Source organism: Microvirga sp. GN3 (genome assembly GCF_055792825.1).
This window is the reverse complement of record NZ_JBVVAK010000001.1, coordinates 79,539-105,496: the sequence shown is the minus strand read 5'-3', so window position 1 is coordinate 105,496 and position 25,958 is coordinate 79,539. Positions and strand designations below refer to the sequence as shown.

General features: G+C 58.4%; 19 protein-coding genes and 2 pseudogenes. 6 read left to right on the top strand and 15 right to left on the bottom strand.

The window, feature by feature from the left end; all coding sequences use genetic code 11:
- Nucleotides 1-48: 48 nt before the first annotated feature.
- The 3 genes and pseudogenes from ACS5Q1_RS00460 to ACS5Q1_RS00450 all read right to left on the bottom strand — a co-directional run.
- The gene (locus ACS5Q1_RS00460) at nt 49-555 is read right to left on the bottom strand and encodes a M20/M25/M40 family metallo-hydrolase (RefSeq protein WP_473096348.1); all 507 of its coding nucleotides are present in this window, start codon (nt 553-555) and stop codon (nt 49-51) included.
- A gap of 12 nt (nt 556-567) precedes the next feature.
- Entirely contained in the window at nt 568-771 is a 204-nt protein-coding gene (locus tag ACS5Q1_RS00455) for an aminotransferase class I/II-fold pyridoxal phosphate-dependent enzyme (RefSeq protein ID WP_473096347.1), read from the bottom strand.
- A gap of 122 nt (nt 772-893) precedes the next feature.
- Nucleotides 894-1,658 (bottom strand): annotated as a pseudogene (locus ACS5Q1_RS00450) (pyridoxal phosphate-dependent aminotransferase); the annotation flags it as partial.
- Nucleotides 1,659-1,861: 203 nt separating this feature from the next.
- Between ACS5Q1_RS00450 and ACS5Q1_RS00445 the strand changes: the two are divergent.
- Together ACS5Q1_RS00445 and ACS5Q1_RS00440 are read left to right on the top strand one after the other, a co-directional pair.
- On the top strand, nt 1,862-2,977 hold the full coding sequence (locus tag ACS5Q1_RS00445) for an aminotransferase class I/II-fold pyridoxal phosphate-dependent enzyme (protein ID WP_473096346.1): 1,116 nt from the start codon (nt 1,862-1,864) through the stop codon (nt 2,975-2,977).
- The gene (locus ACS5Q1_RS00440; RefSeq protein ID WP_473096345.1) at nt 2,974-3,615 is read left to right on the top strand and encodes a helix-turn-helix transcriptional regulator; all 642 of its coding nucleotides are present in this window, start codon (nt 2,974-2,976) and stop codon (nt 3,613-3,615) included. The genes ACS5Q1_RS00445 and ACS5Q1_RS00440 overlap by 4 nt, the downstream gene beginning before the upstream one ends.
- Here ACS5Q1_RS00440 and ACS5Q1_RS00435 read toward each other — a convergent pair.
- The 5 genes from ACS5Q1_RS00435 to ACS5Q1_RS00415 all read right to left on the bottom strand — a co-directional run bounded on the left by ACS5Q1_RS00435 (nt 3,606) and on the right by ACS5Q1_RS00415 (nt 8,382).
- A complete protein-coding gene (locus ACS5Q1_RS00435) occupies nt 3,606-4,439 on the bottom strand; it encodes an inositol monophosphatase family protein (protein WP_473096344.1) in 834 nt (277 codons plus the stop codon). The genes ACS5Q1_RS00440 and ACS5Q1_RS00435 overlap by 10 nt on opposite strands.
- 31 nt (nt 4,440-4,470) lie before the next feature.
- A complete protein-coding gene (locus ACS5Q1_RS00430; protein ID WP_473096343.1) occupies nt 4,471-5,307 on the bottom strand; it encodes an aldo/keto reductase in 837 nt (278 codons plus the stop codon).
- A 105-nt stretch (nt 5,308-5,412) separates the two neighbouring features.
- Nucleotides 5,413-6,393, bottom strand: coding sequence for a S1C family serine protease (locus ACS5Q1_RS00425; RefSeq protein WP_473096342.1), 981 nt, complete (start codon nt 6,391-6,393; stop codon nt 5,413-5,415).
- A gap of 173 nt (nt 6,394-6,566) precedes the next feature.
- Nucleotides 6,567-6,779 (bottom strand): hypothetical protein, encoded by a 213-nt coding sequence (locus tag ACS5Q1_RS00420; RefSeq protein ID WP_203443187.1) that lies wholly within the window; start codon nt 6,777-6,779, stop codon nt 6,567-6,569.
- A 268-nt stretch (nt 6,780-7,047) separates the two neighbouring features.
- On the bottom strand, nt 7,048-8,382 hold the full coding sequence (locus tag ACS5Q1_RS00415) for a protoglobin domain-containing protein (RefSeq protein WP_473096341.1): 1,335 nt from the start codon (nt 8,380-8,382) through the stop codon (nt 7,048-7,050).
- A 283-nt stretch (nt 8,383-8,665) separates the two neighbouring features.
- Between ACS5Q1_RS00415 and ACS5Q1_RS00410 the strand changes: the two genes are divergently transcribed.
- On the top strand, nt 8,666-8,851 hold the full coding sequence (locus tag ACS5Q1_RS00410) for a hypothetical protein (RefSeq protein ID WP_473096340.1): 186 nt from the start codon (nt 8,666-8,668) through the stop codon (nt 8,849-8,851).
- A gap of 546 nt (nt 8,852-9,397) precedes the next feature.
- Here ACS5Q1_RS00410 and denD read toward each other — a convergent pair.
- The 4 genes from denD to ACS5Q1_RS00390 all read right to left on the bottom strand — a co-directional run bounded on the left by denD (nt 9,398) and on the right by ACS5Q1_RS00390 (nt 13,364).
- Nucleotides 9,398-10,378: a D-erythronate dehydrogenase gene (gene denD, locus ACS5Q1_RS00405; protein WP_473096339.1), complete on the bottom strand. Its 981-nt coding sequence runs from the start codon at nt 10,376-10,378 to the stop codon at nt 9,398-9,400.
- Between the two features lie 117 nt (nt 10,379-10,495).
- A complete protein-coding gene (locus ACS5Q1_RS00400; protein ID WP_473096338.1) occupies nt 10,496-11,506 on the bottom strand; it encodes a TRAP transporter substrate-binding protein in 1,011 nt (336 codons plus the stop codon).
- A gap of 35 nt (nt 11,507-11,541) precedes the next feature.
- Complete coding sequence (locus tag ACS5Q1_RS00395; RefSeq protein ID WP_473096337.1) at nt 11,542-12,825, bottom strand: TRAP transporter large permease subunit; 1,284 nt, start codon at nt 12,823-12,825, stop codon at nt 11,542-11,544.
- The gene (locus tag ACS5Q1_RS00390; RefSeq protein WP_203443182.1) at nt 12,822-13,364 is read right to left on the bottom strand and encodes a TRAP transporter small permease; all 543 of its coding nucleotides are present in this window, start codon (nt 13,362-13,364) and stop codon (nt 12,822-12,824) included. The genes ACS5Q1_RS00395 and ACS5Q1_RS00390 overlap by 4 nt, the downstream gene beginning before the upstream one ends.
- 441 nt (nt 13,365-13,805) lie before the next feature.
- Here ACS5Q1_RS00390 and ACS5Q1_RS00385 point away from each other — a divergent pair, with 441 nt between their 5' ends.
- The 3 genes and pseudogenes from ACS5Q1_RS00385 to ACS5Q1_RS00375 all read left to right on the top strand — a co-directional run.
- Complete coding sequence (locus ACS5Q1_RS00385; protein WP_473096336.1) at nt 13,806-15,005, top strand: mandelate racemase/muconate lactonizing enzyme family protein; 1,200 nt, start codon at nt 13,806-13,808, stop codon at nt 15,003-15,005.
- Nucleotides 15,006-15,042: 37 nt separating this feature from the next.
- Nucleotides 15,043-16,419, top strand: a complete 1,377-nt coding sequence (locus ACS5Q1_RS00380) for an FAD-binding oxidoreductase (RefSeq protein WP_473096335.1) — start codon at nt 15,043-15,045, stop codon at nt 16,417-16,419.
- Nucleotides 16,420-16,449: 30 nt separating this feature from the next.
- Nucleotides 16,450-16,674 (top strand): annotated as a pseudogene (locus ACS5Q1_RS00375) (SDR family oxidoreductase); the annotation flags it as partial.
- A 605-nt stretch (nt 16,675-17,279) separates the two neighbouring features.
- On the opposite strand, the gene ACS5Q1_RS00370 reads toward ACS5Q1_RS00375, so the two are convergent.
- From ACS5Q1_RS00370 to ACS5Q1_RS00360, 3 genes are all read right to left on the bottom strand, one after another.
- Nucleotides 17,280-19,388, bottom strand: a complete 2,109-nt coding sequence (locus tag ACS5Q1_RS00370; RefSeq protein ID WP_473096334.1) for a response regulator — start codon at nt 19,386-19,388, stop codon at nt 17,280-17,282.
- On the bottom strand, nt 19,385-25,234 hold the full coding sequence (locus ACS5Q1_RS00365) for a hybrid sensor histidine kinase/response regulator (protein ID WP_473096333.1): 5,850 nt from the start codon (nt 25,232-25,234) through the stop codon (nt 19,385-19,387). Before ACS5Q1_RS00365 ends, ACS5Q1_RS00370 begins: the two co-directional genes overlap by 4 nt.
- A 362-nt stretch (nt 25,235-25,596) precedes the next feature.
- A complete protein-coding gene (locus ACS5Q1_RS00360) occupies nt 25,597-25,947 on the bottom strand; it encodes a cupin domain-containing protein (protein ID WP_473096332.1) in 351 nt (116 codons plus the stop codon).
- Between the last annotated feature and the right edge of the window lie 11 nt (nt 25,948-25,958).

The following is a 25,958-nucleotide window of genomic DNA, read 5'->3' as shown; positions in this document are numbered from 1 at the left end:
GAAGCCGCAGAGGACGACGGGACGGCCACTCGAGTCGATCTCGCCGTATTACCACCAGCAGACATCGACCTTTTCGCCCGGAAAGTGCGTCCTGAGAAACGCTTCGAGCGAAGGACTTCCGATTTCCTCTTCACCGTCGACGAGCCAGATGATTCTGAAGGGCAAAGGTCCTGGATGCCGCTCCCGGAACAGGCGCCAGCCTTCAAGTCGGCTGATGAACTCACCCTTGTCATCCGCAACGCCGCGTCCATACCAGCGCCCATCGCGCTCGGTCATTTCGAATGGCGGACTGTGCCACAAAGAAACCGGATCCTCGGGCTGAACGTCGTAATGGTTGTACACCATGACGGTCAGCGGACCCTCGCCGATTTCTCCAACGACGAACGGACCAATATTACCGGGGTGAATCTCGGTTCGGAATCCGGCCTCGCTCAGCAGGTCATGCACGGCCTCAGCGCATTCAGAAAGAAATTCTCCTCGCGCACTCACCGATGGAATGCCGACGAGGCGCCGGAGATCCTCTCTTGCTAGCACCACATGTTCGTTCGGCAGCATCGCGTATGCTTTCTACGCTAAGCCACGCCGGGAGAGGAATGCATCCAGGCGAGCCAGCCCCTCCTCCAGATGCTCGGTCTTCACGCCGATGCCGATGCGGATATGACTTTCGATGCCGAACCAGCTTCCGGCGACCACGAAGACGCTCTCCTCTTCGCGCAGCTTGTTCGAGAGATCTTCCGAAGGCATGTCGAAATCATAATGAAGAAACGCCATGCCGCCGGCGGCCGGGCGCTGCCAGGACCAACGGTTCCGCTTCTCGACCCAGCGCTCGACGATATCGGCATTTTCGCGCAGCAGGGTTCGCCCCGTGCCAGGATGCGCTCGCGATTTTGCGGCTCCATGACGGCGGCGCCGAGGATCTGGCTCAAAATTCCGCTGCCGATGGTCGTGTAATCCTGTCGCTTGGCGGCTTCTTCGACAACGTCTTCAGGCCCGACGATCCAGCCGAGACGCAGTCCCGGGCAGGCGAAGGATTTCGACAGGCTGCTGGTGATGATGACGCGGGAGTAATCGCCTAAAAATGTCTCTGTCTCTGCCCCGTCGATCTCGCCGCCGCGATAGATCTCGTCGACCAGAAGCCAGGCACCTGCCTTCTCTGCTGCCTCCAGCAGAGCCTCGCGGCTCCGGCGCGACAGAACGGCGCCGGTCGGATTGCCGGGATTGGTGACCGCGATCAGCTTTACGCCGTCCAGTGCTTTCTTGAGAGCAACCGGATCGACCTGCCAGCCCTGATCGGCGAGCAACGGAAGACGCTGGATGTTCATGCCGAGCGCGCGTCCGAGCCCGTCCACCTGCATGAAGTTGGGAACGGCGAAGAGCACCTTGTCGCCGGGATCGATCATCGCCATCAGCGTGATCATCGTCGCCTCCGACGAACCGTTCGTCACCAGCACGTTGGAGGCAGAAGCTCCCGGATACCAGCTCGCAATAGCGGCCCTGAGATCCGGGCGCCCATCCGTCCAGCCATAGCCGAGCGGCAGGCGCAGCAGGGCCTGAGCCTGATCGGCAGGCAAGATTTCCTCGATGGAACAGGGATGAACCCCGCTCTCGGTGAGATTGATCTCGACGCCGTTCTCGAACAGCGTCTGGTTCCGCTCCATCAGGAATGTATCGAACTGCACCCAAAGGCTCCAATCGGGAATGGGGTAGATGTGGCCAGTTGCACCGAGCCACCATTGTGGCACCCGGCGGATCGGACCATGGCAGCGCGACAATTAAACCGTCAAGTCCAATTTGGACTATAAAGTCCAATTTCTTGGTGCTACAGACCCTGTGACTTGCTTTTCGCAGCGCGGGGATTGCCATGAAGATCGAAGAGTTCACGCTCGAGCGCATTCAGTCGCTCTATGAGAACACAGTTGAGTACAACCTGTCCGACAGCGGCGTGCATCCCTATTCCCTGCGAGAGCTTCTGACGCCCGAGCAGCAGAACCAGGTGCTCGATGTGGAACTCGGCTATGGCTGGACGAACGGCCGCGTGGAGCTGCGGCAGGCCATCGCCAATCTTCACCCGAACCGCGATCCGGATCATGTGATCGTCACCAACGGCTCGGCCGAGGCAAACTTTCTGCTCGTGATGTCCCTGCTGGAGCCTGGTGACGAGCTCGTGGTCTTCGTCCCGAACTACCTGCAGATCTGGGGCTGGGCCCGCGCCATCGGCGTGACCGTGAAGGAAGTCCTGCTCCGCGAGGAACTCGGGTGGACGCCGGATCTCGATGACGTGCGCAAGGCCGTCTCGAGCCGCACGAAGATGATGACGATCTGCAACCCGAATAACCCGACCGGCAGCGTTCTGTCACGCAAGACGATGGATGGTCTCGTCGCGATTGCCCGCGAGCACGGCATCTATCTCCATGCGGACGAGGTCTATAAGGGCGCGGAGCTGGAGCAGGATGAGCCCCCGAGCTTCGCGGATCTTTATGAGAAAGCCATCATCACGAGCGGCCTGTCGAAAGCGATGGCGCTTCCGGGCCTGCGTATCGGCTGGCTCGTTGGTCCTGCCCAGGAGATCTACGCCTCCTGGCAGCGCAAGGACTACACCTCAATCACCACAGGCGCGGTGAGCGAATTCGTGGCCGAGATCGCCATACAGTCCGCCAAGCGGCAGGAGATCTTGTCCCGCAGCAAGCGCATCCTGCGCGAAAACCTCGCCCTGCTGCAGCGCTGGGTCGATGCCAACAGCGATCTCTTCTCCTTCGTGCCACCCAAGGCCGGCGGCATGGCCTTCATCCGTTATGCCATGCCCATGAATTCAACCGAGCTGGTGCATCGCCTGCGCGAAGAGCGCGGCATCATGCTCCTGCCGGGCGATGTCTATGGCATGGACAAATACATCAGGATTGGCATCGGAGCGCCCGCCCATCATCTGGAGGCGGGACTGGAACGGCTTGCCGCTTTCGTGCGTGCAGAGGTGAAATGAACCAGACGCGCCAAACCAGTAGCAAGGTTGCGCTGTCGCCCGACTTGGCGAGCTATGCGCCCGTCTGCGACGCCATCGCCCTGCTCTTCCAGCCCTATGCGGAAGTGGTGCTCCACGATCTTGCGACCGAGACCGTGGTGTATCTCTCCAATCCCTTTTCCAAGCGCGATCTCGGCGAGCCGTCCCTCCTGCACGAGATCGACTTCAAGCCGTCCGACATCATCATCGGGCCCTATGAAAAAGTGAACTGGGACGGCCGGCGCATCAAATCGGTCAGCGCCGTCCTACGTACGAATGAGAAGGCTATCGGCATTCTCTGCATCAACGTGGATGTGTCGCATTTCCATGCCGTGATGCAGACGCTCACCGCACTCGTTGCCGTGCCGCACTCGTCCGAGAAGCCTGCCTCGCTGTTCAAGGAGGACTGGCATGAGCGCATCAACGAATACATCCAGTCATGGACCCGCGAGCGCGGCCTTACCATCGCCGAGATGAGCCGCTCACAGAAGCAGCAGCTCGTCACGGATCTCGCCGGCGACGGCGCGTTCGGCGGGCGCAATGCGGCGGCCTATATCTCACGCGTGCTGGGTCTCGGCCGTGCGACGGTCTACAACTATCTCAAGAAAGATCAGAGCTGAGGCGGGAGAAGCGCATCGCGCAGAGCCTGCCAGCTCTCCTTGTCCGGCGCGCTAATGAGGCCGCCACCGCGATTGACGGGGCGGTAAGGCGAACCGTCGAAATGCGCCGTATAACCGCCAGCCTCGCGGTGGATCAGCCAGCCCGCCGCATGATCCCACGGCATCACGCTCGACGAGAACGAGAAGTGAAGGTAGCCGGCGGAGGTTTGGCGATAGGTATGGGCCGAGCATCGGAGATCGGCCGCCATCGCAACCTTCGGCAGATTTCCCGTCACGACAGGGCGAAGGTCCTCCGGCAGATACCGCCAAGAGACGTTGCCCGTCATTTGGGGCAAGGGCACCGGCGGTGCAACGCGAAGCGGGATGGTGCTTCCATCCGGGCGCTGGACCCAGGCCCCCTCCCCGCGAACGGCCATCGCCCAATCGTCCGAGATCGGGTCCAGGATCACACCACAGACGATCTCACCCTTCATCACCACAGCGGCCATGACGCCGAAGAGCGGCAGGCCTGAGGCAAAATTCAAGGTGCCGTCGACAGGATCGAGGATAAAGGCGAGTTCAGCATCGCCGATGCCATCGAGCAGGCTCGCATTCCGGCTGACACCCTCCTCGCCGACGACAATCGCTTTCGGAAACCTGCGCAGAAGCTCGGCCTCGATGACATGCTCGGCGGCCTCATCGGCATCTGTCACAAGGTCGAGCTGCGAGGATTTCGTCCGGATGGCATCGGCCGACAGATTCCGGAACCGTGGCAGGATCTCCGCCTGGGCAGTGGTTCTGAGAATGTCCGCAACAGCGAGTGCGTCGGCTCGGGTGAAAGTCATCAACCTGCAGTGTCCTTGTTCTCGGGATGGATCAGATCATCTCAAGCGGGCGCTTGCGTCTCGGTGTTGGAAACTCGGCATCGATGGCCTCAAGATCCTCTTTGTCGAGGCGGATCTCAAGCGCTCGATGATTGTCCCTTACGTGATCGGGACTTGAGGCCTTCGGGATCGCGATCACGTCAGGCTTTTGAAGGAGCCATGCCAGGGCAATCTGGAACGGGCTTGCTCCATGCTTCTGTCCGGTCCTCTGCAGAACGTCGCCGCGCGGGAACCTGCCCTGTTCGATCGGGCTGTAGGCCATAAGCGGCATGCGCTGCTCGGCCATCCAAGGGATCAAATCGAATTCCGGGCCTCGTCGCGTCACGTTGTAGAGCACCTGATTGGTGGCGCAGTTTTCACCGTCAGGCACCTGAAACAGCTCTTCCATGTCATCGACATCGAAATTGCTGACGCCCCAATGACGGATCTTGCCGGCGCGGCGAAGCTCTTCGAGCCCAGCCACCGTCTCCTCCAGCGGCACACCTCCACGCCAATGCAGCAGATAGAGATCCAGACGGTCCGTCCTCAGGCGCTTGAGACTGCGCTCGCAGGCCTGCGCGACACCCTGGCGGCTCGCATTGTGCGGATAGACTTTGCTCACGAGGAACAGCTGGTCGCGCTGATCGGCAAGTGCCTCTGCGACAAGTTTCTCCGCGGCTCCCTCTCCATACATCTCGGCGGTATCGATGAGCGTCATGCCAAGTTCGACGCCAAGGCGGAGCGCTTCAATCTCCTGAGCCCGCCAGCTTGCCGTCTCAGCGATCTGCCAAGTTCCCTGGCCCAGAGCTGGAACGGCATCGCCACTTGGCAATGTAACCTTCGGACTCATGTCTCAACCTCCATCTGAGGGACGAGTGTCCGTTCACGGTCTGCTCGATTGATCCCCGGAATGGTGCCGCCTCGGCTGTTGCAAAGCCGTGCTACAGGCCTTTGGCTATTGCAGGCGCGGTCCCTTCATGAAGCGGCCACGGTCGGCCGATCTCACCGTCACATCGAACGTATCACCCTCCCGTTCGAGGGTTAGCGGCACATCGACACCGGCGGCGCCCAGGCCCCAGATGGCGCGATAGAACTCCGCCAGCGATGTCACGGGCTGGCCCGCGACCGCATGGATCTGATCTCCGGCCCGCAAGCCCGCGCGCTGCGCCGGAGCATCCCCGGCCAACCCGATAATCGTAATCTGATCATCCTCCGCCTCTGCAACATAGAATCCGAGCCAGGGCCGTGGCTGACTCCTGGTCCGCCCAAGAGTCAAAAGGTCGTCCAGGATCGGCTTCAGGAGGTCGATCGGCACGCTCATGTTGAGGGGCACCACGGTGCCGCCGGACGCCTGATGCTGGAGTTGGAGCGAACCGATGCCGACCAGATCGCCGCGCGGTCCGATCAAGGCGGTTCCGCCCCAATTGGGATGGGCCGGCGCGGTAAAGATGGCGGGATCGATGAGATATTCCCAATAGCCCGCGAATTCCTGGCAGGCGACGACTTGTGCGGCGAGAGAATGGCTCTGCCCTCCGCTGCCTCCGACCACCACCTGATCGCCAGGTTCCAGATGATGGGAATCGCCCAAGGCCAGCACCGGCACGTCGAGGGGTTCGAGCGCCTGCACCAGTCCGAAACCGCTCTCATAGTCGTAAGCGAGCACATGGGCCTGAACGACCCGACCCTTGTTGGTGGTCAGCCAGACTTCCTCGGCCTCGGCGATCAGATAGCCGATGGTGACGACAAGGCCGTCATCCCGGATGACGACGCCCTGTCCCGCCCGTTCCGTCCCGAGCGTCTCGGCCGTGAAGGCGTCGTCAGGAACTCGCGCACGCAGGGAAACCACGGCGGCCAGGGCATCCTTGAGGTCATAGCCGAGGGTTCTCGGGTCAGGCTGGTACTCAGGAGGAATTTCCCATTCGTCGGGTGGTTGCATGAAACGCTCCTCAGACCCTCGGGAGAGAGTCTGCACCCTTTCAAATTGGCAGGAAACGCGACGCCTTCAACAGGCCTCCCCCTTTTGGCGCACAAAAAGCCGTGATGTCCGCCCATGCCTGGGGAGCAATCTCGAAATAGACTTTGGCCTTTTTCAACGCTGGAGAGCTTCCGTCATGCGGCCTCGAGGGAGGGCGCCACTGTCATCTCACGGCTGTCACCCCAGACCTGCTCCTGCTTTTTTTCGATCATGCTCAGAGCATGTCGCGCATAGAGGCGAAACTCGTGCTTCAGGACCCGCGACGCAGTCTCCCAAACCCCGGTTTCATTCCGAGCGGCAAAGAACGCCCGAGCGATATGCTCGATTTCCTGGTCCGTCTGATCCATCTGTGTCCCCCCACACAGAACCCGCCTTGTGGCTGTACCAGAAACAGTTCCGGCGACAGCTATCTGCAAGGTGTCTGATTTGCGGGATCGTGTCTGTACCCAAAAAGACACGGTTCAGCGGCAAAAACTGACTTCAGCCGACTTCGCGGGATCAGGCACGACAAGTCAATCAATCACCGCCCAGATCAGTTTCTCTCCATTAGTTTAGACTGTTCAAGACGAGCCTGGGAAAGACCGACAGTATTCAGGCTTTCCCCGCACGTTCAGTTTAGGCGGCTCTTGCGGTCGCGAGGAATTGGTCGATGTCCTGTCTCAGGCGCTGAAGCTGTTGGTTCAAGGTATGCTTGGCGCTTGAGACACTCTGCGCCGCGGTTGCTGCAGAGGCTGTCGATCCGGTGAGGGCCTCGATGCTCCGGACCACGGCATGGGTATGATCATTGGTCTGGTTGACGTTCACGGCGATCTCCGATGTCACCGCAGCCTGCTCTTCGACGGCCGCGGCAATTGCCGTGGCAATACCGCTCATTTCCTCCATGATACGACCGATATTGTCGATATCGGACACGCTTCGCTGCGTAGCCTCCTGGATCGCGCCGATACGGGAACCGATCTCTGTTGTTGCCTTGGCAGTTTGGTTGGCGAGGGTTTTGACTTCCTGCGCCACGACGGCAAAGCCCTTACCCATCTCTCCAGCACGGGCTGCTTCGATCGTCGCATTCAGCGCAAGCAGATTGGTTTGAGCTGCAATCCTCTCGATCAGATCAACCACGTCTCCGATCTGCTTGGCCTGTTCAGCCAGTCCGGTGATAGATTCCTTTGTGCGCTGAGAGTTCTCCAGGGCATGCCGCGCGACATCAGCCGAACGGCTGGCCTGCTGCCCGATCTCCCGAACGGACGATGCCAACTGCTCCGCCGCAGCTGCTCCAGACTGCATGTTCAAGGCCGTCTGTTCGGCAGCGACCGTGACCTGAATGGCAAGATTACTGGCGCTTCCGGTTGCCTCATCGAGGGCCGTCGCACTGTCCGACAAGGCGCCGCTCGCCTGCCCTGAAATCTGCAGGCTCTCTTGAACGGCATCGGAGAAGGCAGCGACAGCCTGTGACAGGAGTTCACCTTTTTTCTGGCGATCCTGGACGAAGGCCTCCTCATACACGGAAATCGCAAAGTCCATGTCCAGCATGACAGCCCGGTTCATCACCGTCAGCTTGCGGGCGAGCATTGCTCCTTTGAAGCGGTGCTTCTTCGAAAGAGCACCCACCAGTTCATTGAGAATGAAGGCATAGCCTCCGATATACCACCGGGGCTCCAGGCCGATCTTGTTGTGAATGAGGCCGATGCGTCGAATTCCGTCAACATAAGAGGCATCGAAGTTACCGCTGAAGAGCCTGCTCCAATGCTGCAACTGGGCCGAAGCGAGCCGGGACTGCTGCGTCCCGATCAATTTGGAAAGGCGCGGCTGCCGGTGCATATGCGCGTAGAACCGTTCGAGGATCTTCGGCAGCTCAGGAGATATCTCCTGCCAGATCGTGCGAAGATCGCGGCAGGTTCCGTCATCGATGCCAATGAATTCAAGCCGCTCGGCAAGCAAAGGGTCGTTTCGCAAAGCTCTTCCCCACCTCATATCCTGGGGAGCTCTAATGGGGAAAGCTTGATCCAGGCTTGCCGAACAGTCCCGCAAATGACGCGGGCTGCCTGCGTCAGTTTGTGCCAATCGTGACTGCAACCAAGTCATCGGCCGCGCGTTAACCTGAGCAGTTCTGCGGGGCCAATCGATGTTTGATAACATTGCGCAACATCAAGGAACGAGCCACTTGAGCTCTCCGACGCTACCGGCACGCCATAGTGTTCTGCCGCTTCCACCCTCGGTTCGGGAGCATCTTGGGCAGATGCTGAGGTCAGATTACTACGAGCGAGCGGAGAAGCCGCGTTATCCCGGCGACCCTGCACTACCGCTCGAGTTCGATCCCTACCTCTACCGCCTCGAGCAGAAAGAGCGGGCTCTCAGGATCATGCGGGTTCGAGAACAGGGGACACAGGCGGTCGCCGACGCGCTTTCGGGTCTCAATCTCTAAGCCCGCCTGTGAGAAACTGAACCTGTTCTCCTGGCGTACAGGCTAGGCGACAGGATGCCGATTCAGCTCGCGTTCAATGTCCATGATGCAGAAAGGCTGCCCTGAAGGAGCTCCCAGCCACTCTTAGGGCTTTGACGGAGCTCCTATCGGCCATGGATATTGCGAAGAGCATGAGACACGAAAGTGGAAGAGCGGTTCTAAGGCAGGCATTCAGGCGTCTGGAGCATGAGGTGCCGGGCAAAGTCGCGCGTGTCCTTCGCAGCCTTCGCCACCCGGACTCGCGGTGGGTCAGACTTCCAATGGGTGTTCTTCTCATCCTTGGCGGGATCTTCTCGATCTTGCCGTTCCTCGGATTGTGGATGCTTCCCTTGGGCCTGCTGTTGATTGCCTATGACATACCCTTTCTGCAGAAGCCCGTAGGACGCTTCACGCTCTGGGCAATCCATCAATGGGCATCTTTTCGGCAGAGATTCTTTTCGGAGCGGCCCCGAGGCTGAGACTTCCGTCGACGGCACATCCTCCGCATTGCGCCGTGGTGCCCCCCCATCACCTCGGGATGACGCCACCAAGCTCATCCTCGATATAGATGGATATGATCTCGTCGAAGCTTCCCTCGGCACGGAAGCCTAGGCTCTCGGCACGACTGGCATCGAAGCGGCGGGGCCAGCCCTCGACGAAGCGGATGATATCCAGGTCGAGCTGATGACGGATTCTGGCAACCGCCTGATCGCCAGCAATACGCCGCAGCGCGTCGATCTGCTCACCCACAGTCACAGACACACTCGGCATCGTCAGATTGCGCCTCGGGCCGATCTTCGACGTGTCGAGGGTTGCCGCATGAACAAGGAAATTCACGGCGGATCGTGGCGAGGCATGGGCATGGCGCACATCCATCGAAACCGGCAGGACCGTCTCCTGACCGTTCAACGGTTCACGAATAATGCTCGAGAAGAAGCCCGACGCCGCCTTATTGGGCTTCCCAGGTCGGACACAGATCGTAGGAAGCCTGATTCCCACACCGTCGAAGAACCCACGTCGCGTGTAATCGGCGAGCAGCAGCTCACCCATCGCCTTCTGCGTGCCATAACTCGTGAGCGGCGTCAGGAAGAATTCATCTCCGATCGCCTCCGGGAATGGAGCTCCAAAAACAGCAATGGAGGATGTGAAGATCACCCGCGGCTTGTATCCATCTCCAATGGTCCGGATGGCATCGAACAGAAACCGGGTGCCGTCGAGATTGATCCGATATCCTTTGTCAAAATCCGCCTCGGCCTCACCGGAAACGATGGCGGCAAGGTGGAAGATGACATCGGGACGTCTTGCAATGAGCTTCTCCGCTTCTCCAGGCATGGAGAAATCGGAGGTCAACGTATCGATGGCAAATGAAGCCTCGGGGCGCTGGGGCTCAACCACGTCATGCAGAGCAAGGCGCGTGATCGCCTTTCCGCCCAACTGGCCTTCCTTCACCAGTCGTTCCGTAAGCTTGCGGCCGACCATCCCGGCCGCTCCGAGAATGAGGATCTGCATCGATCGAAACCTTCTCCACGTTCAGGTATCTGCAGGCTTCTTGGATATCAAAGGGCGAACCGCGCCGATCGCGTGCATAGCTTCACGAGCCGCGCGGTTCCTGGCGAAATCCAAAGCTTACTTCGGGCGAACCTTGTCCAGTTCCGCCTGCATCAACTTCACCGTCTCCGGGCCAATGGTTGCGGAATGCTTTTCCCAGACCGCCTTGGCCTGCTCCCGCATGCGGTTGGCTTCCTGAGCGTTGAGCTCGTTGACGACAATGCCCTCTCCCTTGATCTTGTTGAGGGAGGCCTGCGAGAGCTCGCGAGAAACCTTGCGCTGCTCGTCCCGAGCGACAACGGCGCAGTCCCGCAGAGCCGCCTGCTCATCCTTCGACAGCCCGTCCCACAGCTTCTTGGAATAGAGAACGAGGAATGGGGTATAGGCGTGACGGGTCACGGAAAGGTATTTTTGTACCTCATAGAATTTGGAGGTATCGATGGTCACGAACGGATTTTCCTGGCCGTCGATGGCCTTGGTCTCAAGGGCCGTAAACACCTCGCCGAACGCCATCGGCACGGCATTGGCACCCATGTTCTTGAACGTGTCGAGGAACACGTTGTTCTGCATGACGCGGACCTTCAGGCCTTTGAAGTCCTCCCACTTTTCGACCGGCCGGCGCGAATTCGTAAGATTCCGGAAGCCGTTCTCCCAATATGCCAGATTGACGAGGCCTACCGTTTCGAGCTTGCCGTCGACGTACTTGCCGAAGGCACCGTCGAGAACGGTATCGGCTTCCTTCTCATTGGCGAACAGGAACGGAAGATCGAATACGCCGAGATCCGGCAGAATGCCAATGAGCGGCGAGCTCGAAGTGACGACCATCTCCTGGGTGCCGGAACGAAGAGCCTGCGTGGCTTGAAGGTCTCCACCCAGGGCGTTGCCCCAGAAGCCCTGCACCTTCAGCTTGCCTCCGGACTTATCGGCGAGGCAGGCCCGGAACTTCTCGACGCCCTTGCCGTTGGGGTGATCCTCGTTCACGCCATTGGACAGGCGGATGTTGCGCTCCGTGAACTGGGCATAGGCCGGAACAGCGGCCATAACGGTTGCTGCGACACCGGCAGCAAGAGCGAATTTGAAAGCATTCATGATTGTTTCCTCTCTCTTTTAGTTTTTCAGCCGGCTCATCGCCCTCTCAACCAGGAGAAGGGCACCATAACCAGATCGGGGAAGATGATGAGCAGGAAGAGCACGATAAGTTGGGCGATCAGGAATGGGTTCACGCCGCGGATAACGGCTCCCATTGGCACGCGGGCGACACCGCTCACGACATTGAGCACGATTCCCACCGGAGGCGTGATCAGTCCGATGGCATTGTTGATGATGAACAGCACCCCGAAATAGACGGGATCGATGCCCGCCTGTTTGACGATCGGCATGAGAACGGGCGTCAGGATCAGAACGGTCGGGGAGAAATCCAACGCAGTTCCGACGATAACGACAAGGAACATCAGAGCGAACATGAGCAGGGTCTTGTTCCCCATCAGAGGCTCGATGAGCCCGCTGATTTCGCCCGGTATGTTCGCCTGCGTGATAAGCCAGGCGGAAACAAGTGCGGCGGCGACAAGGAACATCACCACAGCCGTCGTCTTCGCCGCCGTGAGGAACACGCCATACAGCATCGACGGCTTCAGTTCGCGATAGACGAACATGCCAATGATGAGCGCATAGACGGCAGCAAGAACTGCGGCCTCGGTCGGCGTCACGATACCCCATTTGATACCGCCCAGGATCATCACGGGCATGAGGAGAGCATAAAACCCATCGATGAAGGCTTTGCCGCGCTCACGCATGGTGGCCCGGGGCGCCGTCTGCATCTTGTCTCTTCTGCTGACGATGGCCCACGCAACGACAAGCGACAGTCCCATCATCAGTCCAGGGGCGACACCTGCCAGGAAGAGCTGGGAGATCGACACATTGGCGGCAACGCCGAAGACGATGAAGCCGATCGACGGCGGTATCACCGGAGCGATGATGCCGCCCGCGGCAATGAGACCCGCCGACCTTGGAATGTCATATCCCGCATTCCGCATCATGGGTATCAGGATGGCTGCGAGAGCAGCCGTATCCGCAGCAGCAGAACCGGACAGCGCCGCAAGAATGAGTGCCGCCACGATAGCAACGTAACCCAGTCCGCCGTGAATGTGTCCGAGGCACGCCAGAGCGAAATTGACGATGCGCTTCGACAGGCCTCCGACATTCATCAACTCACCGGCCAGCAGGAAGAACGGCACGGCCAAAAGCTGAAAGTTATCAGCACCGATGATCATGTTCTGAGCCACGATCTGGCTGTCGAAATTGCCGAGCCAGAGCATGAGCGCGAGAGCGCAGACAATCAGAGCAAAGGCAATCGGCATTCCGAGAGCCATGGCTCCAAGAAGCGAGGTGAGAAAGACAATGATTGTCACTCGAGTCGCTCCCTCAGAGCATGCGCTTCATCATCGCTGTAGTCTCCGGCGAACGCCTTGAGTTCATGCTCGCTCACTCGCCCGGTCACGACACGCAGGATCCGCAAAGCAGCCATCACGCCCAGCCCGATGCTCGTGAAGAATCCTACTCCGTAGACCCAAAGCATCGAGATTTCGGTGATAGGCGCGTAATTCGTGGCGTTGATCTCGGCCTGCTGCCAGGTTCCCCAAAAGAAGACGACGCAGCAGCCGATGATGAACAGGTCGGACAGAACCATGCAAACCTTGCGACCATTGTCGCCAAGGCGCGCCACAAGAGTCTCGACACCCAGATGAGCATTTTCGCGCCCCACCACGACGGCACCGATGAAGGTCAGCCAGACGAAGAAGAAGCGGGATAGTTCCTCGGATACGTCGATCCCGGTATCAAAGAGATAGCGCAACACGACATTGCCAAAGACCATGACAACCATGCCCGCCAGCAGAAGCACCAGCAGACCTTCCAGGCCCCTGAAGAAGAAGGAAATTATCCTGCTCACTGTCTCTCCCTGCCTTGGCCGCCCTGTTGGACGCCGTTTAATCTGTTCGTCCTCAAGGCCTCTTCAAGCCCAGGGAAGACCAAACATGTTACCCGATCTAAGGCGCAGTCTTATGGGGTGTCAATTCAGCGGAAAGACAAGATGCGAGTTCAAACCGTCAGCGTATGACAGCCGACATTCCTTATGCGAGACTGCGTGCCACCATTCTGCATCCAAGACAGAACCAATTGTCTGGCTTATGACGGTCTCTTTTGGATCAACCGAGATAAAATTGTGCCCCAGTCAAATTGCATCTTTGTTTCATATTAGACTTATGAATAGCTGCTCGGGCTGACTATTTCCGTGGATATCGGTGTGAAGCGGCGGCATCTCACCGAACAGACTATCGTTCCGTTTTGCCCCTGCCCTCAATGACGAGGGCGTAGCCGCAACGAGGATCCCATGAAGATCACAAGCGTGGAAACAATCCGTCTCCAGGAATTTGCAAACATCATCTGGGTCCGCCTCCACACCGATGAAGGACTTGTCGGGCTTGGCGAGTCATTCATGGGCGCTGCAGCCGTGGAGGCCTATATTCACGAGACGGTCGCGGCGAAGCTGATCGGGCGCGATCCTCTTCAGATTGAAGGCATCAACCGCGATCTTCAGAATTATCTGGGCTGGCGTTCCGCAGGCGTCGAAACTCGGGGCAATTCGGCTGTCGATATCGCCTTATGGGATCTTTTCGGTAAAGCTCACGGCAAACCCGTCTGCGATATGCTGGGAGGCCGCTCGCGGGACAAGATACGGGTTTACAACACCTGCGCCGGCTACAGGTATATTCGCGACAACCGCGCTCAGAAAGTCGCCAATTGGGGCATCGGCGGCACGGAAGGAGCATACGAAGACCTGGATGCATTTCTGTACCGCGCGGACGATCTGGCTCATTCTCTGCTTGAGCAGGGGATCACGGGCATGAAGATATGGCCCTTCGATCTCGCCGCGGAGCGCAGCCACGGATACGATATCTCGTCCGATGAACTTCGGACCGCGCTTGAGCCGTTTGCCAAGATCCGTAAGGCCGTCGGGGACAAGATGGACATTATGGTCGAGTTCCACTCCCTGTGGAGCCTGCCGATGGCCAAGAAGCTTGCCTCGGCCCTCGCCGAGTTCGACACCTACTGGCACGAGGATCCCTTCCGTCTCGACAATATCGGCGACCTCAAGGAGTACGCGCAGCATTCGAAAGCCTGGGTCTGTGCTTCGGAAACCCTTTCCTACACCCACGCCTTCCGCGAATACCTCGAGACCGGCGTCGCCGGTGTCGCCATGCTCGATCTGTCCTGGTGCGGCGGCCTGACGGAGGCGCGCAAGATCGCGGCTCTGGCGGAAGCCTGGCATGTCCCTGTCGCGCCTCACGACTGCACAGGCCCCGTGGTTTACGCCGCATCGTGTCACTTCTCGCTGCATGCACGGAATGCCTTGATTCAGGAGAGCGTCCGGGCCTTTTACACGGGCTGGTATACCGAACTCGTGACGGAGCTACCGACCGTCACGAGCGGAGAGGTCACGGTGAACATGAAGCCAGGTCTCGGACTGGAGTTGCCGCCGGATCTTTGGAAGAGACCAGATGCAATCGTCAGGCTGACCACTGAGCCATAGCAAGCCACGCCCTCTCCACAGTTCAAGTTAGAACACCATGAGCAACGTGATCGATGCCCTTGTGGCAGTCCTGGGATCTCAGGTCCGAATCGGGGCAGATATTCCCTCCCGCAATCATGCCGATGCCAGCGGACTCCTGCCGACAATCCCTCAAGCCTTGATTCTGCCCCAGACCACTGAGGATGTCTCAAAGGCGTTGAGGATCTGTCATGAGCATCGCCAATCTGTCGTGACGCAAGGGGGGCTGACAGGATTGGCTGGTGGTGCCCATCCGCAAGCCGGGGAGTTTGCGCTATCCCTGGAGCGGATGAACGGGATTGAAGAGATCGACGCGGCAAGCGCGACACTCACCGCTCTCGCAGGAACCCCACTCGCAGTCATCCAGCAGGCCGCGGACGACGCAGGCTTTCTGTGCGGAATCGATCTCGGCGCCCGCGGAACCTGCACGATCGGCGGCAACATCGCGACCAATGCCGGCGGCAATCAGGTGCTGCGCTATGGTATGGCTCGCCGCAATACCCTTGGCCTCGAAGTCGTGCTTGCGGATGGCACCGTGGTTCGCTCGCTCAACAAGATGTTGAAGAACAATGCCGGATACGATTGGACACAACTCTTCATCGGCAGCGAAGGAACGCTCGGCGTCATCACGAAGGTCGTCATCGGCTTGCACCCAAAACCCCAGGGGCTGCAGACAGCTCTTTGTGCGGTCAGCAGCTTTGAGGACGCTCTCGTCGTCCTGCGCCGGTTCCAGCAGGCTCATCCCGGACGCCTGCTTGTCTTCGAAGCCATGTGGCGGGAGTTCATGACGGTTGCGACCCAGATCTGTGGCCTTCCACCTGCTTTCGACGCGGAGCACGATGTGACGCTCCTGATCGAGGCCGATATGGGAGCAGATCCGGAAGGAACGGAAACCTTCTCTCTGCTTCTCAGCGAGTTCTACGAGGAGAACCTTATCAAGGATGCCGTGGTCGCCCAGTCCCGTGCTGATAGGAACCGGTTCTGGGCCTATCGGGAAACACCCTACGAATATGGACGTTTCCTGCCGGAGGAGATCCGCTTCGATGTCAGTGTACCCCTGGACCGTATGACCGCAGCCGTCGCCCATCTGCGTCAGGAAATGCCGAGGCAATGGCCGGATGCCGTATATGTCGTCTTCGGACATGTGGCTGACAGCAATATTCACATCAACGTGGCAATCCGCGACATGAACGACACCATCAAGAAGGGCGTTCAGGGTCTCGTCTACGACCTCGTCTCCAAGCTCGGTGGATCCATCTCCGCAGAACACGGTATCGGACGCATCAAGCGTCCTTATCTCCCATTGAGCCGGACGGAGCCCGAACTCGCCTTGATGGCAAAGATGAAGCAGACACTCGATCCGGAGGGCATCCTCAACCCAGGACGCGTCCTCTAAGAGCGACTTTGGCTCCGGCATCCGATGGAGATCAAGGAAGGCATGGCGATCGACTGGAGTAAGTGCGGTCTTCAGGTCAATGGCATCGGACCTGGCTACTTCAAGACGGAACTCAATCGAGCCCTTGTCGATGACACGACCTGCTCTGACTGGCTGATTGCGCGAACCCCATCCCGGCGCTGGGGCGAGTTAGAGGACTTAATTGGAGCAGCGATCTTTCTCGCCTCAGATGCCTCGAACTTCGTCAATGGATAGATCCTCTATGTGGATGGCGGCGTTACGGCATCACTCTGCATCAACCGTGAAACCGATCCTTAATCCTTGAACCATAAATCGTCATTCGTGGTTGCCTTCTCCCTTTAGGATGGTTAGCAACTGCAGCTGTGATTTGCCAGAAAAGCTACTTGGGAGGTGCTTCATGCCCCACGGAGCGTACTGCGTTACTTTCAAGCATAATCGTTGGACGGTTTCTCAATTCGGCCGGGACCTCGGCTCGTTCCATTTTCGTGCAAAGGCTTTGAAATTCGCCGTCGAATCAGCCTGCTGGTCGGCCATGTCGAGTAAGCCGACTGTTTTCGTTCTGGATCGCACTGGCGACTTCTATACCGCCTGGTGCGATGGAAGGGATAGTCTCTGCGCTGATCTCTAGATCATTCTTGGCGAAATCGATCTGGTTCACTCCCAAGAAATGCGACAAAGCGAAGGAGATGATTCCGTGAGAGTAAAATCATCTCTAATGTCGCGTCTTGACATATCGTGAGAGAGGAAGAGAGTTCCACTCTGAGATTGATAATGACCGAGATCTAAAATCCCGGTCATTCAAAACCCAATGCCCCTTTCCACACAATATTGCAGAGAGGCTATGCAACGGCCGCGGTCCGGTGCATCGCTGTGTTCTCAAATTCCACGGATCTCGGAAGCTTCATCAGGGACTGGATCCTTTCTGCAAGATCCGTTGCGCGATATGGCTTGTAGAGAAGATTGAGATCTTCGAGCTTACCTTCCCCATCGAAATAACCGGTGGTCAGGAGAACTTGAATTTCCGGTCGCTCGTGTTGAATGAGACGAGCCAAGTCGACACCGCTGAGCTCTCCAGGCATTCTCACGTCGGAGAGAACGAGATTGATATCATTCCTCGTCTTCAGGAGTTCAGCGGCCTCATCGCCTGTCTCGGCTTCCAGCACCTTGAAGCCGAGGGAATGAAGGGTGGAGAGCGCCACCTGGCGAACGGCTGGATTGTCCTCAACGACAAGCACCGTATGCCCTTCTCCGAAGGGATGAGCAACGCCTGATTGATTCTCGGAAGCACTTTCTGCAGCTTCATAAGAGCGGGGCAGGAAAATACGGATCGTCGTACCCGCGTTCGGCACGCTCTCAACCTCCACATGGCCATGGCATTGCTGAACAAAACCATAGACCATGCTAAGTCCCAAGCCGGTACCTTTTCCACTTTCCTTGGTGGTGAAGAAGGGTTCGAAAACTTTCTCCAGCACTTCAGGCGCCATGCCGATCCCGGTATCGGTCACGGAGATCACGACGAATTCTCCGCTGGGTGCGGATCGTCCCTCCTCAATAAACTGGTTTTCGAGACTGATCGTCAGATCGCCGCCATCGGGCATCGCATCGCGCGCATTGACCGCGAGATTCAGAAGGGCCGCTTCAAACTGCGCACGGTCGACTTGAATTGGCCATATATTGTCGCTTGACTGCAAGCTCGCATTGATATGCTCACCAAGCGTTCTGCGCATCAGTTCCAGCAGGCTCGGCATCACGCTCGTCACGTCGATCGTTGATACCTGCAATGCCTGGCGTCGTGAGAAAGTCAGCAGTCGATAGGTGAGATCGGCACAGTGCTGAGCGCTCTCCAACGCCATCCGTACCCGCCGCTCGGCCTTCTCATTCCCTTGAATGGACTTCTTCAGGAGATCGAGATTGCCGATGACGACGCTCAGCATATTGTTGAAATCATGGGCAATTCCGCCGGTCAGGCGCCCGACAGCTTCAAGCTTGCTGGCATGGAGCAGGTTCTGCTCCATCTGTTTGCTCTCGGTGATATCGAACCACATCCCGAAGAATTCGCGTGGGCGGCCGTCTTCATCTCTCATGAGAACCGTCTGATCGAGGAAATGTCTTTCAACGCCATCGGCGCACCGCCAGCGATACTCGAGATTGACGGATCCCTCTTCCTCCAACCGCCTCAGTTGGAGCAGCACGCGTTCCCTATCGTCCAGGTTGATCCGAGACGACCAGAAATCGGGACGCTCGAGGAAAGCTCCCGGCCGGAAACCTGTAATGCGTTCGATACTCTCATTGGTAAAATGAAGCTGCCGATGATCCTCCTCAACGGACGCCGTGTACAATGCAATCGGCAACGACTGGAGAATGATCGACTGATGCTCCTCGCGGCGGCGCAGGGCTTGCTCGGCCTTCAGCTTCTCGCTTCGGACATGAAGGTTGTCCATCAACAAGCGGCGCTCCTGCTCTGCCTGCCGGCGGATCTCCTCCGTCTTGCGATAAAGATCGACGAAAATGTCGACCTTGGATCTGAGGATCAAGGGCTCGATGGGTTTGAAGACATAGTCGACGGCGCCGGCCGAATACCCCTTGAAGACATGCATGTCGTCCTTGTTGAAGGCGGTCAGAAACAGTATCGGCACTCGTGAGGAACGCGGCCGGTTCCTGATCAGGCTGGCAACCTCGTATCCGTCGAGGCGCGGCATCTGCACATCGAGAAGAATGACGGCGAAGTCATCCTTCAAAACATGGCGCAAAGCGCTCTCACCGGAATCGGCGGTCACGATCTCCACACCGGGAGACCGGAGCACCTCCTCGACGGCTACAAGGTTTCTCGGGTCGTCATCGACCACCAATATCTTGGCGGGGATCGGATCCGCCAGCGGGCGGGCCGAGACCAGATGAAAATCATCCAAGTTCAGGCCCGACTCGCCTTGCCTCAGATCGTCCGTCATGAGTTTAGCCCGGTCTCTGCCGCACCATTGGGAACCACGTGCCCATCTGGGTTATATGTGCTTCGACTGAGTTGAACGCGCAAGACCGCAAGAAGTTGATCGATGTCGACGGGCTTCGACACATAATCGGTCGCTCCCGCCTCAAGGCACTTCTCACGATCCCCCTTCATGGCCTTCGCCGTGACCGCCACCAGAGGGAGCTCACGGTAACGCGGAATGTTCCTGATTTCCCGCATGGTCTCATAGCCGTCCATCTCCGGCATCATGATATCGACCAAGGCGACATCGACATCCGGATTGGCTTTCAGCATCTCGATGCCTTCCAAGCCATTTTCAGCAAAGAGAACCGAAATCCCATGCTGTTCCAGTGCGCTAGTCAGTGAAAAGATGTTGCGCATATCATCGTCGACAATCAGCACCTTCCGCCCTTCGAGGGATCCATCGGCTGGCCTCTCAACAATGATGTGTTTTTCCTCGGGAAGAGCACTGATCGTCCGGTGTAGGAACAGAGCGGTATCATTGAGGAGGCGCTCGGATGAGCCCTCGCCTTTGACGATGAGCGTCGCGGCGATGCTTTGCAGCCTACGCTCCTCGGCCTTTGTCAGGTCCTGACCCGTATAGATGACGATTGGCAGTTCCTCACTGCCTTTGATCTTACGGATGCGTTCGATGAGTTCTGTCCCGGGGAGATCCGGCAGGCCGAGATCGATGACGGCGCAATCGAATTGGCGGACTTGAATAACCTCCAATGCACTCTCAGCCGTCCCGACTGCCGTGACATCAACCTGCTCGCTCTTCATGAGTTCTGACAGGCTCATGCGCTGGTTGTCGTCATCTTCGACGAGAAGAAGCTTCTTCACAGGTCGATCGATGAACTCCTTCGTGCGGTTGAGCGCTCCCATGAGCGCCTCCCGGTCGACTGGCTTCTCCAAGAAGCCGAAGGCGCCAGCCTTGAGACCGCGCTTCTTCTGGTCATCGACTGAGATCACGTGGATTGGCACATGTCGGGTTCTCGGATCATGCTTCAAAAGATCGAGAAGTGCCCAGCCGTCCATATCGGGAAGTCCGATATCGAGAGTGACAGCATGCGGCTTGTAGCGATGTGCGAGGGCGAGCGCCGAGGCACCGTCCATGGCGATCAATCCCCTAAAGCCTTCCTCTCGAGCAAGCTCAAGCAGCACCGATGCGAACATGGCGTCGTCCTCGATGATGAGAACGACCCGGTCACCGTTCGTGATCGCATGGCGATCATCGAGTGAAGCCGACAGCGCCATTGCGGCGGACGGCTGACGGATCATCGACCCTGCCGGGTCGTCGGAGCCGGTATACTGTCCTGCACCATCGCCATTTGGCTTCGCAAAGCTTCCCGACCCTGCGAGGCCATGGCTGGCCGGCGGCTCGACCGGGACGAAGATGGTGAAAGTCGAACCGCTTCCCGGCGTGCTTGACACCACGATCTCACCACCGAGCAGCCGGGCGATTTCACGGCTGATCGATAGGCCCAGACCGGTCCCACCATATTTCCGGCTCGTCGTCCCGTCCGCCTGCTGGAAGGCCTCGAATATGATGCGTTGCTTCTCTTCCGGAATACCAATGCCAGTGTCGGTCACCGACATGGCGATCCACTGGCTGCCGGCTCGCAGCGGCGTTCCCTCAGCCGAGCCGATCTGCAACGTGACCCCCCCACGCTCCGTGAATTTGAAAGCGTTAGACAGCAAGTTGCGAAGCACCTGCTGCAAGCGCTTCGAATCCGTCCTGATTGCCGGTGGCAGTTTCGGATCGACCTCCACATGGAACTCGAGCTTTCTCTCTTCCGCAACCTGGCGGAAGGTTCTCTCCATATTTTCGACGAGATCCTTGAAACCGACGCTCGATACTTCCAGGCTAACTGTTCCGGACTCGATCTTCGACAGATCTAGAATATCATTGATAAGCGAGAGAAGGTCTGAACCTGCCGCGTGGATCGTCTTGGCGAACTCCCTCTGCTTGTCGGTCAGATTGCCGTCTGAATTCTCGGTTAGCAGCTTCGAGAGAATAAGGAGCGAGTTCAGCGGTGTCCTCAGCTCGTGGCTCATATTGGCCAGGAACTGCGACTTGTAGCGCGATGTCAGCGAGAGCTGCTCGGCTTTTTCCTCCAGGGCTGTCTTGGCGATAGACACTTCCTGGTTCTTCGCCTCGACTTCCCTCTTCTGGAGCTCAAGCAGTCGCGCCTTGTCCTCAAGCTCCTCGTTCGTCTTCTGCAGCGCTTCCTGCTGCTGCCGCAGGAGCTCTTCCGATTGACGTAGCGTTGCAGCTTGCTGCTCCAGCCGGTCGTTGGTGTTTCTCAACTCCTCCTGCTGGCTCTGCAGCTCGGTTGTCAGAAGCTGGGATTGCTTCAGCAGGCCCTCTGTCCGCATGTTTGCCGCTATCGTATTCAGGACGATACCGATCGACTCGGTGAGCTGCTCGAGGAAGGATTGATGTGTTTCCGAGAACCGGCTGAACGAAGCAAGCTCGATCACCGCCTTCACTTCCTGTTCGAATAGGACGGGCAGCACGATGATATTAAGCGGAGAGGCCTCGCCGAGAGCCGAACTGATGGTAATGTAGTCGCCCGGCACATTGGTGAGTAGAATCCGCTTCTTCTCGTATGCGACCTGGCCAACCAAGCCTTCGCGGAGACGGAAGCGGTTGTTGAGATGCTTTCTTTCCGTGAAGGCATAGGAAGCGACCATCTCCAGCACGGGCTCGCTGCCGTCGCGTTCGGCGGTATAGAACACACCCTGCTGCGCATTCACGAGAGGCGCGATCTCCGACAGGATCATGTTCGACACAGTGGTGAGATCGCGCTCGCCCTGCAGCATGCGGGTGAACTTGGCAAGGTTGGTTTTCAGCCAATCCTGCTCCGCATTTTTGAGCGTCGTATCGCGCAGGTTGCGGATCATTTCGTTGACATTGTCCTTGAGCGAGGCCAGCTCGCCCGAGGCTTCCACTGAAATCGATCGTGTGAGATCGCCCTTGGTCACGGCGGTGGCCACATCGGCAATGGCTCGCACCTGGGTGGTCAGATTGGCGGCAAGTTGGTTCACATTGTCCGTGAGGTCGCGCCACAGGCCGGCAGCACCCGGCACCCTCGCCTGTCCACCGAGCTTGCCTTCGACGCCCACTTCGCGAGCGACGTTCGTCACCTGATCGGCAAAGGTTGCCAGGGTGTCGATCATTTCATTGATGGTTTCGGCGAGGGCTGCGATCTCGCCCTTTGCGTCCACAATCAGCTTACGCTTGAGATCGCCTTCGGCGACCGCAGTCACGACGCTGGCGATGCCCCGCACCTGACCGGTGAGGTTGTTCGCCATCATATTCACATTGTCGGTCAGGTCCTTCCAGGTACCGGCCACGCCGCGCACCTGCGCCTGTCCACCGAGCTTGCCTTCGATGCCCACTTCGCGGGCCACACGTGTCACTTCCGAGGCAAAAGAGTTCAGCTGGTCCACCATGGTATTGATGGTCGATTTCAGCTCCAGAATTTCGCCGCGCACATCCACGGTGATCTTCTTCGAGAGATCCCCGTTCGCGACCGCAGTGGTCACCTCTGCGATGTTACGAACCTGGCCGGTGAGGTTGGCGGCCATCATGTTCACGTTATCGGTGAGGTCCTTCCACACACCGCCGACACCGCGAACCTGGGCCTGTCCACCAAGTTTACCTTCGGTACCCACTTCGCGGGCCACACGGGTCACCTCGCCGGCGAACGAATTGAGCTGATCCACCATGGTATTGATCGTGGATTTCAGCTCAAGGATTTCACCCTCGACCGCGACAGTGATTTTCTTGGAAAGGTCGCCATTAGCCACAGCGGTCGTGACTTCCGCGATGTTACGCACCTGGCCGGTCAGATTGGCCGCCATCATGTTCACGTTATCGGTCAGGTCCTTCCACACACCGCCGACACCGCGAACCTGGGCCTGTCCACCCAACTTTCCTTCCGTGCCCACCTCACGCGCCACACGCGTCACTTCGCCGGCGAAGGAGTTCAGCTGATCGACCATGGTGTTGATGGTTGACTTCAGCTCCAAGATCTCGCCGCGCACATCCACGGTGATCTTCTTGGACAAATCGCCATTCGCGACCGCTGTGGTGACCTCGGCGATGTTACGCACCTGACCGGTGAGGTTCGCCGCCATCAGGTTCACGTTGTCGGTCAGGTCCTTCCAGGTGCCGGCAACGCCCTCCACCCTGGCTTGACCACCGAGCTTGCCTTCCGAACCAACTTCCTTCGCGACGCGCGTCACCTCGCCCGCAAAGGAGTTGAGCTGATCCACCATCGTATTAATCGTGGACTTGAGTTCCAGAATCTCGCCTCGTACCTCCACGGTGATCTTTTTCGAGAGATCGCCATTCGCGACCGCGGTCGTGACTTCGGCGATGTTACGCACCTGACCGGTGAGGTTCGCCGCCATCAGGTTCACGTTGTCGGTCAGGTCCTTCCAGGTGCCGGCGACGCCACGAACCTGCGCCTGGCCACCCAGTTTGCCTTCCGAGCCGACTTCCTTCGCCACACGCGTCACCTCGGAGGCGAAGGAGTTCAGCTGGTCCACCATCGTGTTGATGGTGTTCTTCAGTTCCAAAATCTCGCCGCGGACTTCGACCGTAATTTTTTTGGACAAATCGCCATTCGCGACCGCAGTCGTCACCTCCGCAATGTTACGAACCTGCGCGGTGAGGTTCGAGCCCATCATGTTCACGTTCTCAGTCAGATCACGCCAAACACCGCCGACACCTTCGACCTGTGCCTGACCGCCCAGCTTGCCTTCCGATCCCACCTCTTTTGCGACGCGGGTCACTTCCGAGGCGAAAGAATTGAGCTGATCGACCATCGTGTTGATGGTGGACTTGAGAGCCAGGATCTCGCCCTTCACATCGACGGTAATCTTCTTAGAGAGGTCGCCCCGTGCGACGGCCGTGGTCACTTCCGCGATATTGCGCACCTGACCGGTGAGGTTCGCCGCCATCATGTTCACGTTCTCGGTCAGATCCTTCCAGACGCCACCGACGCCACGCACCTGAGCCTGACCACCCAGCTTGCCTTCCGAGCCCACTTCCTTCGCCACGCGGGTCACTTCCGAGGCGAAGGAGTTCAGCTGATCGACCATCGTGTTGATGGTGTCCTTCAGCTCCAGAATCTCGCCTTTCACATCGACGGTGATTTTCTTGGACAAATCGCCATTCGCGACCGCGGTCGTGACCTCAGCGATGTTACGCACCTGACCGGTGAGGTTCGCCGCCATCAGGTTCACGTTCTCGGTCAGGTCCTTCCAGGTGCCGGCGACACCTTTGACCTTCGCTTGTCCACCAAGCTTACCTTCCGAGCCCACTTCGCGGGCCACGCGGGTTACTTCTGAGGCAAAGCTTCCGAGTTGCCCTACCATGGTGTTGACCACTTTGCCGATGCGCAGGAACTCGCCCCGAAGCGGGCGACCATCCGACGCGAGATCGATCGTCTGACTCAAGTCGCCTTTCGCGACAGCGCCGATGACCCGCGCGACTTCGACAGTCGGTTGTACGATATCGCCGATCATGGCATTAACGGAGTCGACGCACTCACTCCAGCAGCCGGTCGCCCCGGCGAGACGTCCGCGCTCCTCGATCCGTCCCTCTTTGCCGACGACCTTTGCGACGCGCTCAAGTTCTTGCGCGAGGCCTTGATTCAAATCGGCGATGTCGTTGAAAGCTTCTGCAATCTCGCCGTCGATGCCGGTCAGATCCGATGGCAGACGGATCGAGAAATCGCCTTTTCGAAAGGCGCGCAATGTCTTGAGGAGCAGCTTGGGATCAAGCTGCGAATTGACGGTTTCGACTTGTGACATAAGGCCCCCCGTTACGCTGTCCCAGGCTTACTCTCGCCTGGATCCCCATATGTCGACGTCCCAAAAGCTACCTTGTTCGTCTTCAGATGGAATTCGACCCCGTTTAACGCATTTCAAGACCCGGAGTTCCGAGAGGGGAGCGAATTTTATCGGCCGCAGTCAAAAATGAAACAAAGCATCAAAATGAATATGCGGGCTATCGGGACATACGGGCGAAAATAAGCAGGCTTTTGGGACTGCCTCGCGCCTACTCCATGACGCAACGTCAGTTACATAAGATAAGAGCTAGGGCACACAAAGCATGAACAAATCAAGCCGCATCGGGAGATGCGGCTTGAACGATTGGAAAATGTTGATCGGCTTCAGGGCTTAAGGCCGACGAAATCTTCTCGCATCGGCGTGAACACGTCGAGAAGCATGCCAGCTTCGATGGCGACCGCGCCATGAACTGCATTCGGTGGGACGAGAAAGCTATCCCCCCGCTTGAGACGCTCTGTACGCCCCGCAATGGTGATATCAAAGACACCAGCCTCGACAAGACTACACTGGATGTGCGGATGCGAGTGAGGCGTGCCAATGGCACCCGCCTGAAAATCCACGCGAGCCATCATCACCTCCGCATTGTAGGTCAGGATCTTGCGGTGGATGCCTTCGCCCGCGGGCTCCCACTCGACGTCGCTGTCGAAGGCGAAGGGTTGGTCAATTCGGTTCATAGGGTTCCTCC

What these genes read in the sequence shown, in the direction of transcription:
- ACS5Q1_RS00460 (WP_473096348.1), bottom strand. Translation starts at nt 555, where the DNA reads ATGCTGCCGAACGAACATGTGGTGCTAGCAAGAGAGGATCTCCGGCGC.
- ACS5Q1_RS00455 (WP_473096347.1), bottom strand. Translation starts at nt 771, where the DNA reads ATGGCGTTTCTTCATTATGATTTCGACATGCCTTCGGAAGATCTCTCG.
- ACS5Q1_RS00445 (WP_473096346.1), top strand. Translation starts at nt 1,862, where the DNA reads ATGAAGATCGAAGAGTTCACGCTCGAGCGCATTCAGTCGCTCTATGAG.
- ACS5Q1_RS00440 (WP_473096345.1), top strand. Translation starts at nt 2,974, where the DNA reads ATGAACCAGACGCGCCAAACCAGTAGCAAGGTTGCGCTGTCGCCCGAC.
- ACS5Q1_RS00435 (WP_473096344.1), bottom strand. Translation starts at nt 4,439, where the DNA reads ATGACTTTCACCCGAGCCGACGCACTCGCTGTTGCGGACATTCTCAGA.
- ACS5Q1_RS00430 (WP_473096343.1), bottom strand. Translation starts at nt 5,307, where the DNA reads ATGAGTCCGAAGGTTACATTGCCAAGTGGCGATGCCGTTCCAGCTCTG.
- ACS5Q1_RS00425 (WP_473096342.1), bottom strand. Translation starts at nt 6,393, where the DNA reads ATGCAACCACCCGACGAATGGGAAATTCCTCCTGAGTACCAGCCTGAC.
- ACS5Q1_RS00420 (WP_203443187.1), bottom strand. Translation starts at nt 6,779, where the DNA reads ATGGATCAGACGGACCAGGAAATCGAGCATATCGCTCGGGCGTTCTTT.
- ACS5Q1_RS00410 (WP_473096340.1), top strand. Translation starts at nt 8,666, where the DNA reads ATGCTGAGGTCAGATTACTACGAGCGAGCGGAGAAGCCGCGTTATCCC.
- denD (WP_473096339.1), bottom strand. Translation starts at nt 10,378, where the DNA reads ATGCAGATCCTCATTCTCGGAGCGGCCGGGATGGTCGGCCGCAAGCTT.
- ACS5Q1_RS00400 (WP_473096338.1), bottom strand. Translation starts at nt 11,506, where the DNA reads ATGAATGCTTTCAAATTCGCTCTTGCTGCCGGTGTCGCAGCAACCGTT.
- ACS5Q1_RS00385 (WP_473096336.1), top strand. Translation starts at nt 13,806, where the DNA reads ATGAAGATCACAAGCGTGGAAACAATCCGTCTCCAGGAATTTGCAAAC.
- ACS5Q1_RS00380 (WP_473096335.1), top strand. Translation starts at nt 15,043, where the DNA reads ATGAGCAACGTGATCGATGCCCTTGTGGCAGTCCTGGGATCTCAGGTC.
- ACS5Q1_RS00370 (WP_473096334.1), bottom strand. Translation starts at nt 19,388, where the DNA reads ATGACGGACGATCTGAGGCAAGGCGAGTCGGGCCTGAACTTGGATGAT.
- ACS5Q1_RS00365 (WP_473096333.1), bottom strand. Translation starts at nt 25,234, where the DNA reads ATGTCACAAGTCGAAACCGTCAATTCGCAGCTTGATCCCAAGCTGCTC.
- ACS5Q1_RS00360 (WP_473096332.1), bottom strand. Translation starts at nt 25,947, where the DNA reads ATGAACCGAATTGACCAACCCTTCGCCTTCGACAGCGACGTCGAGTGG.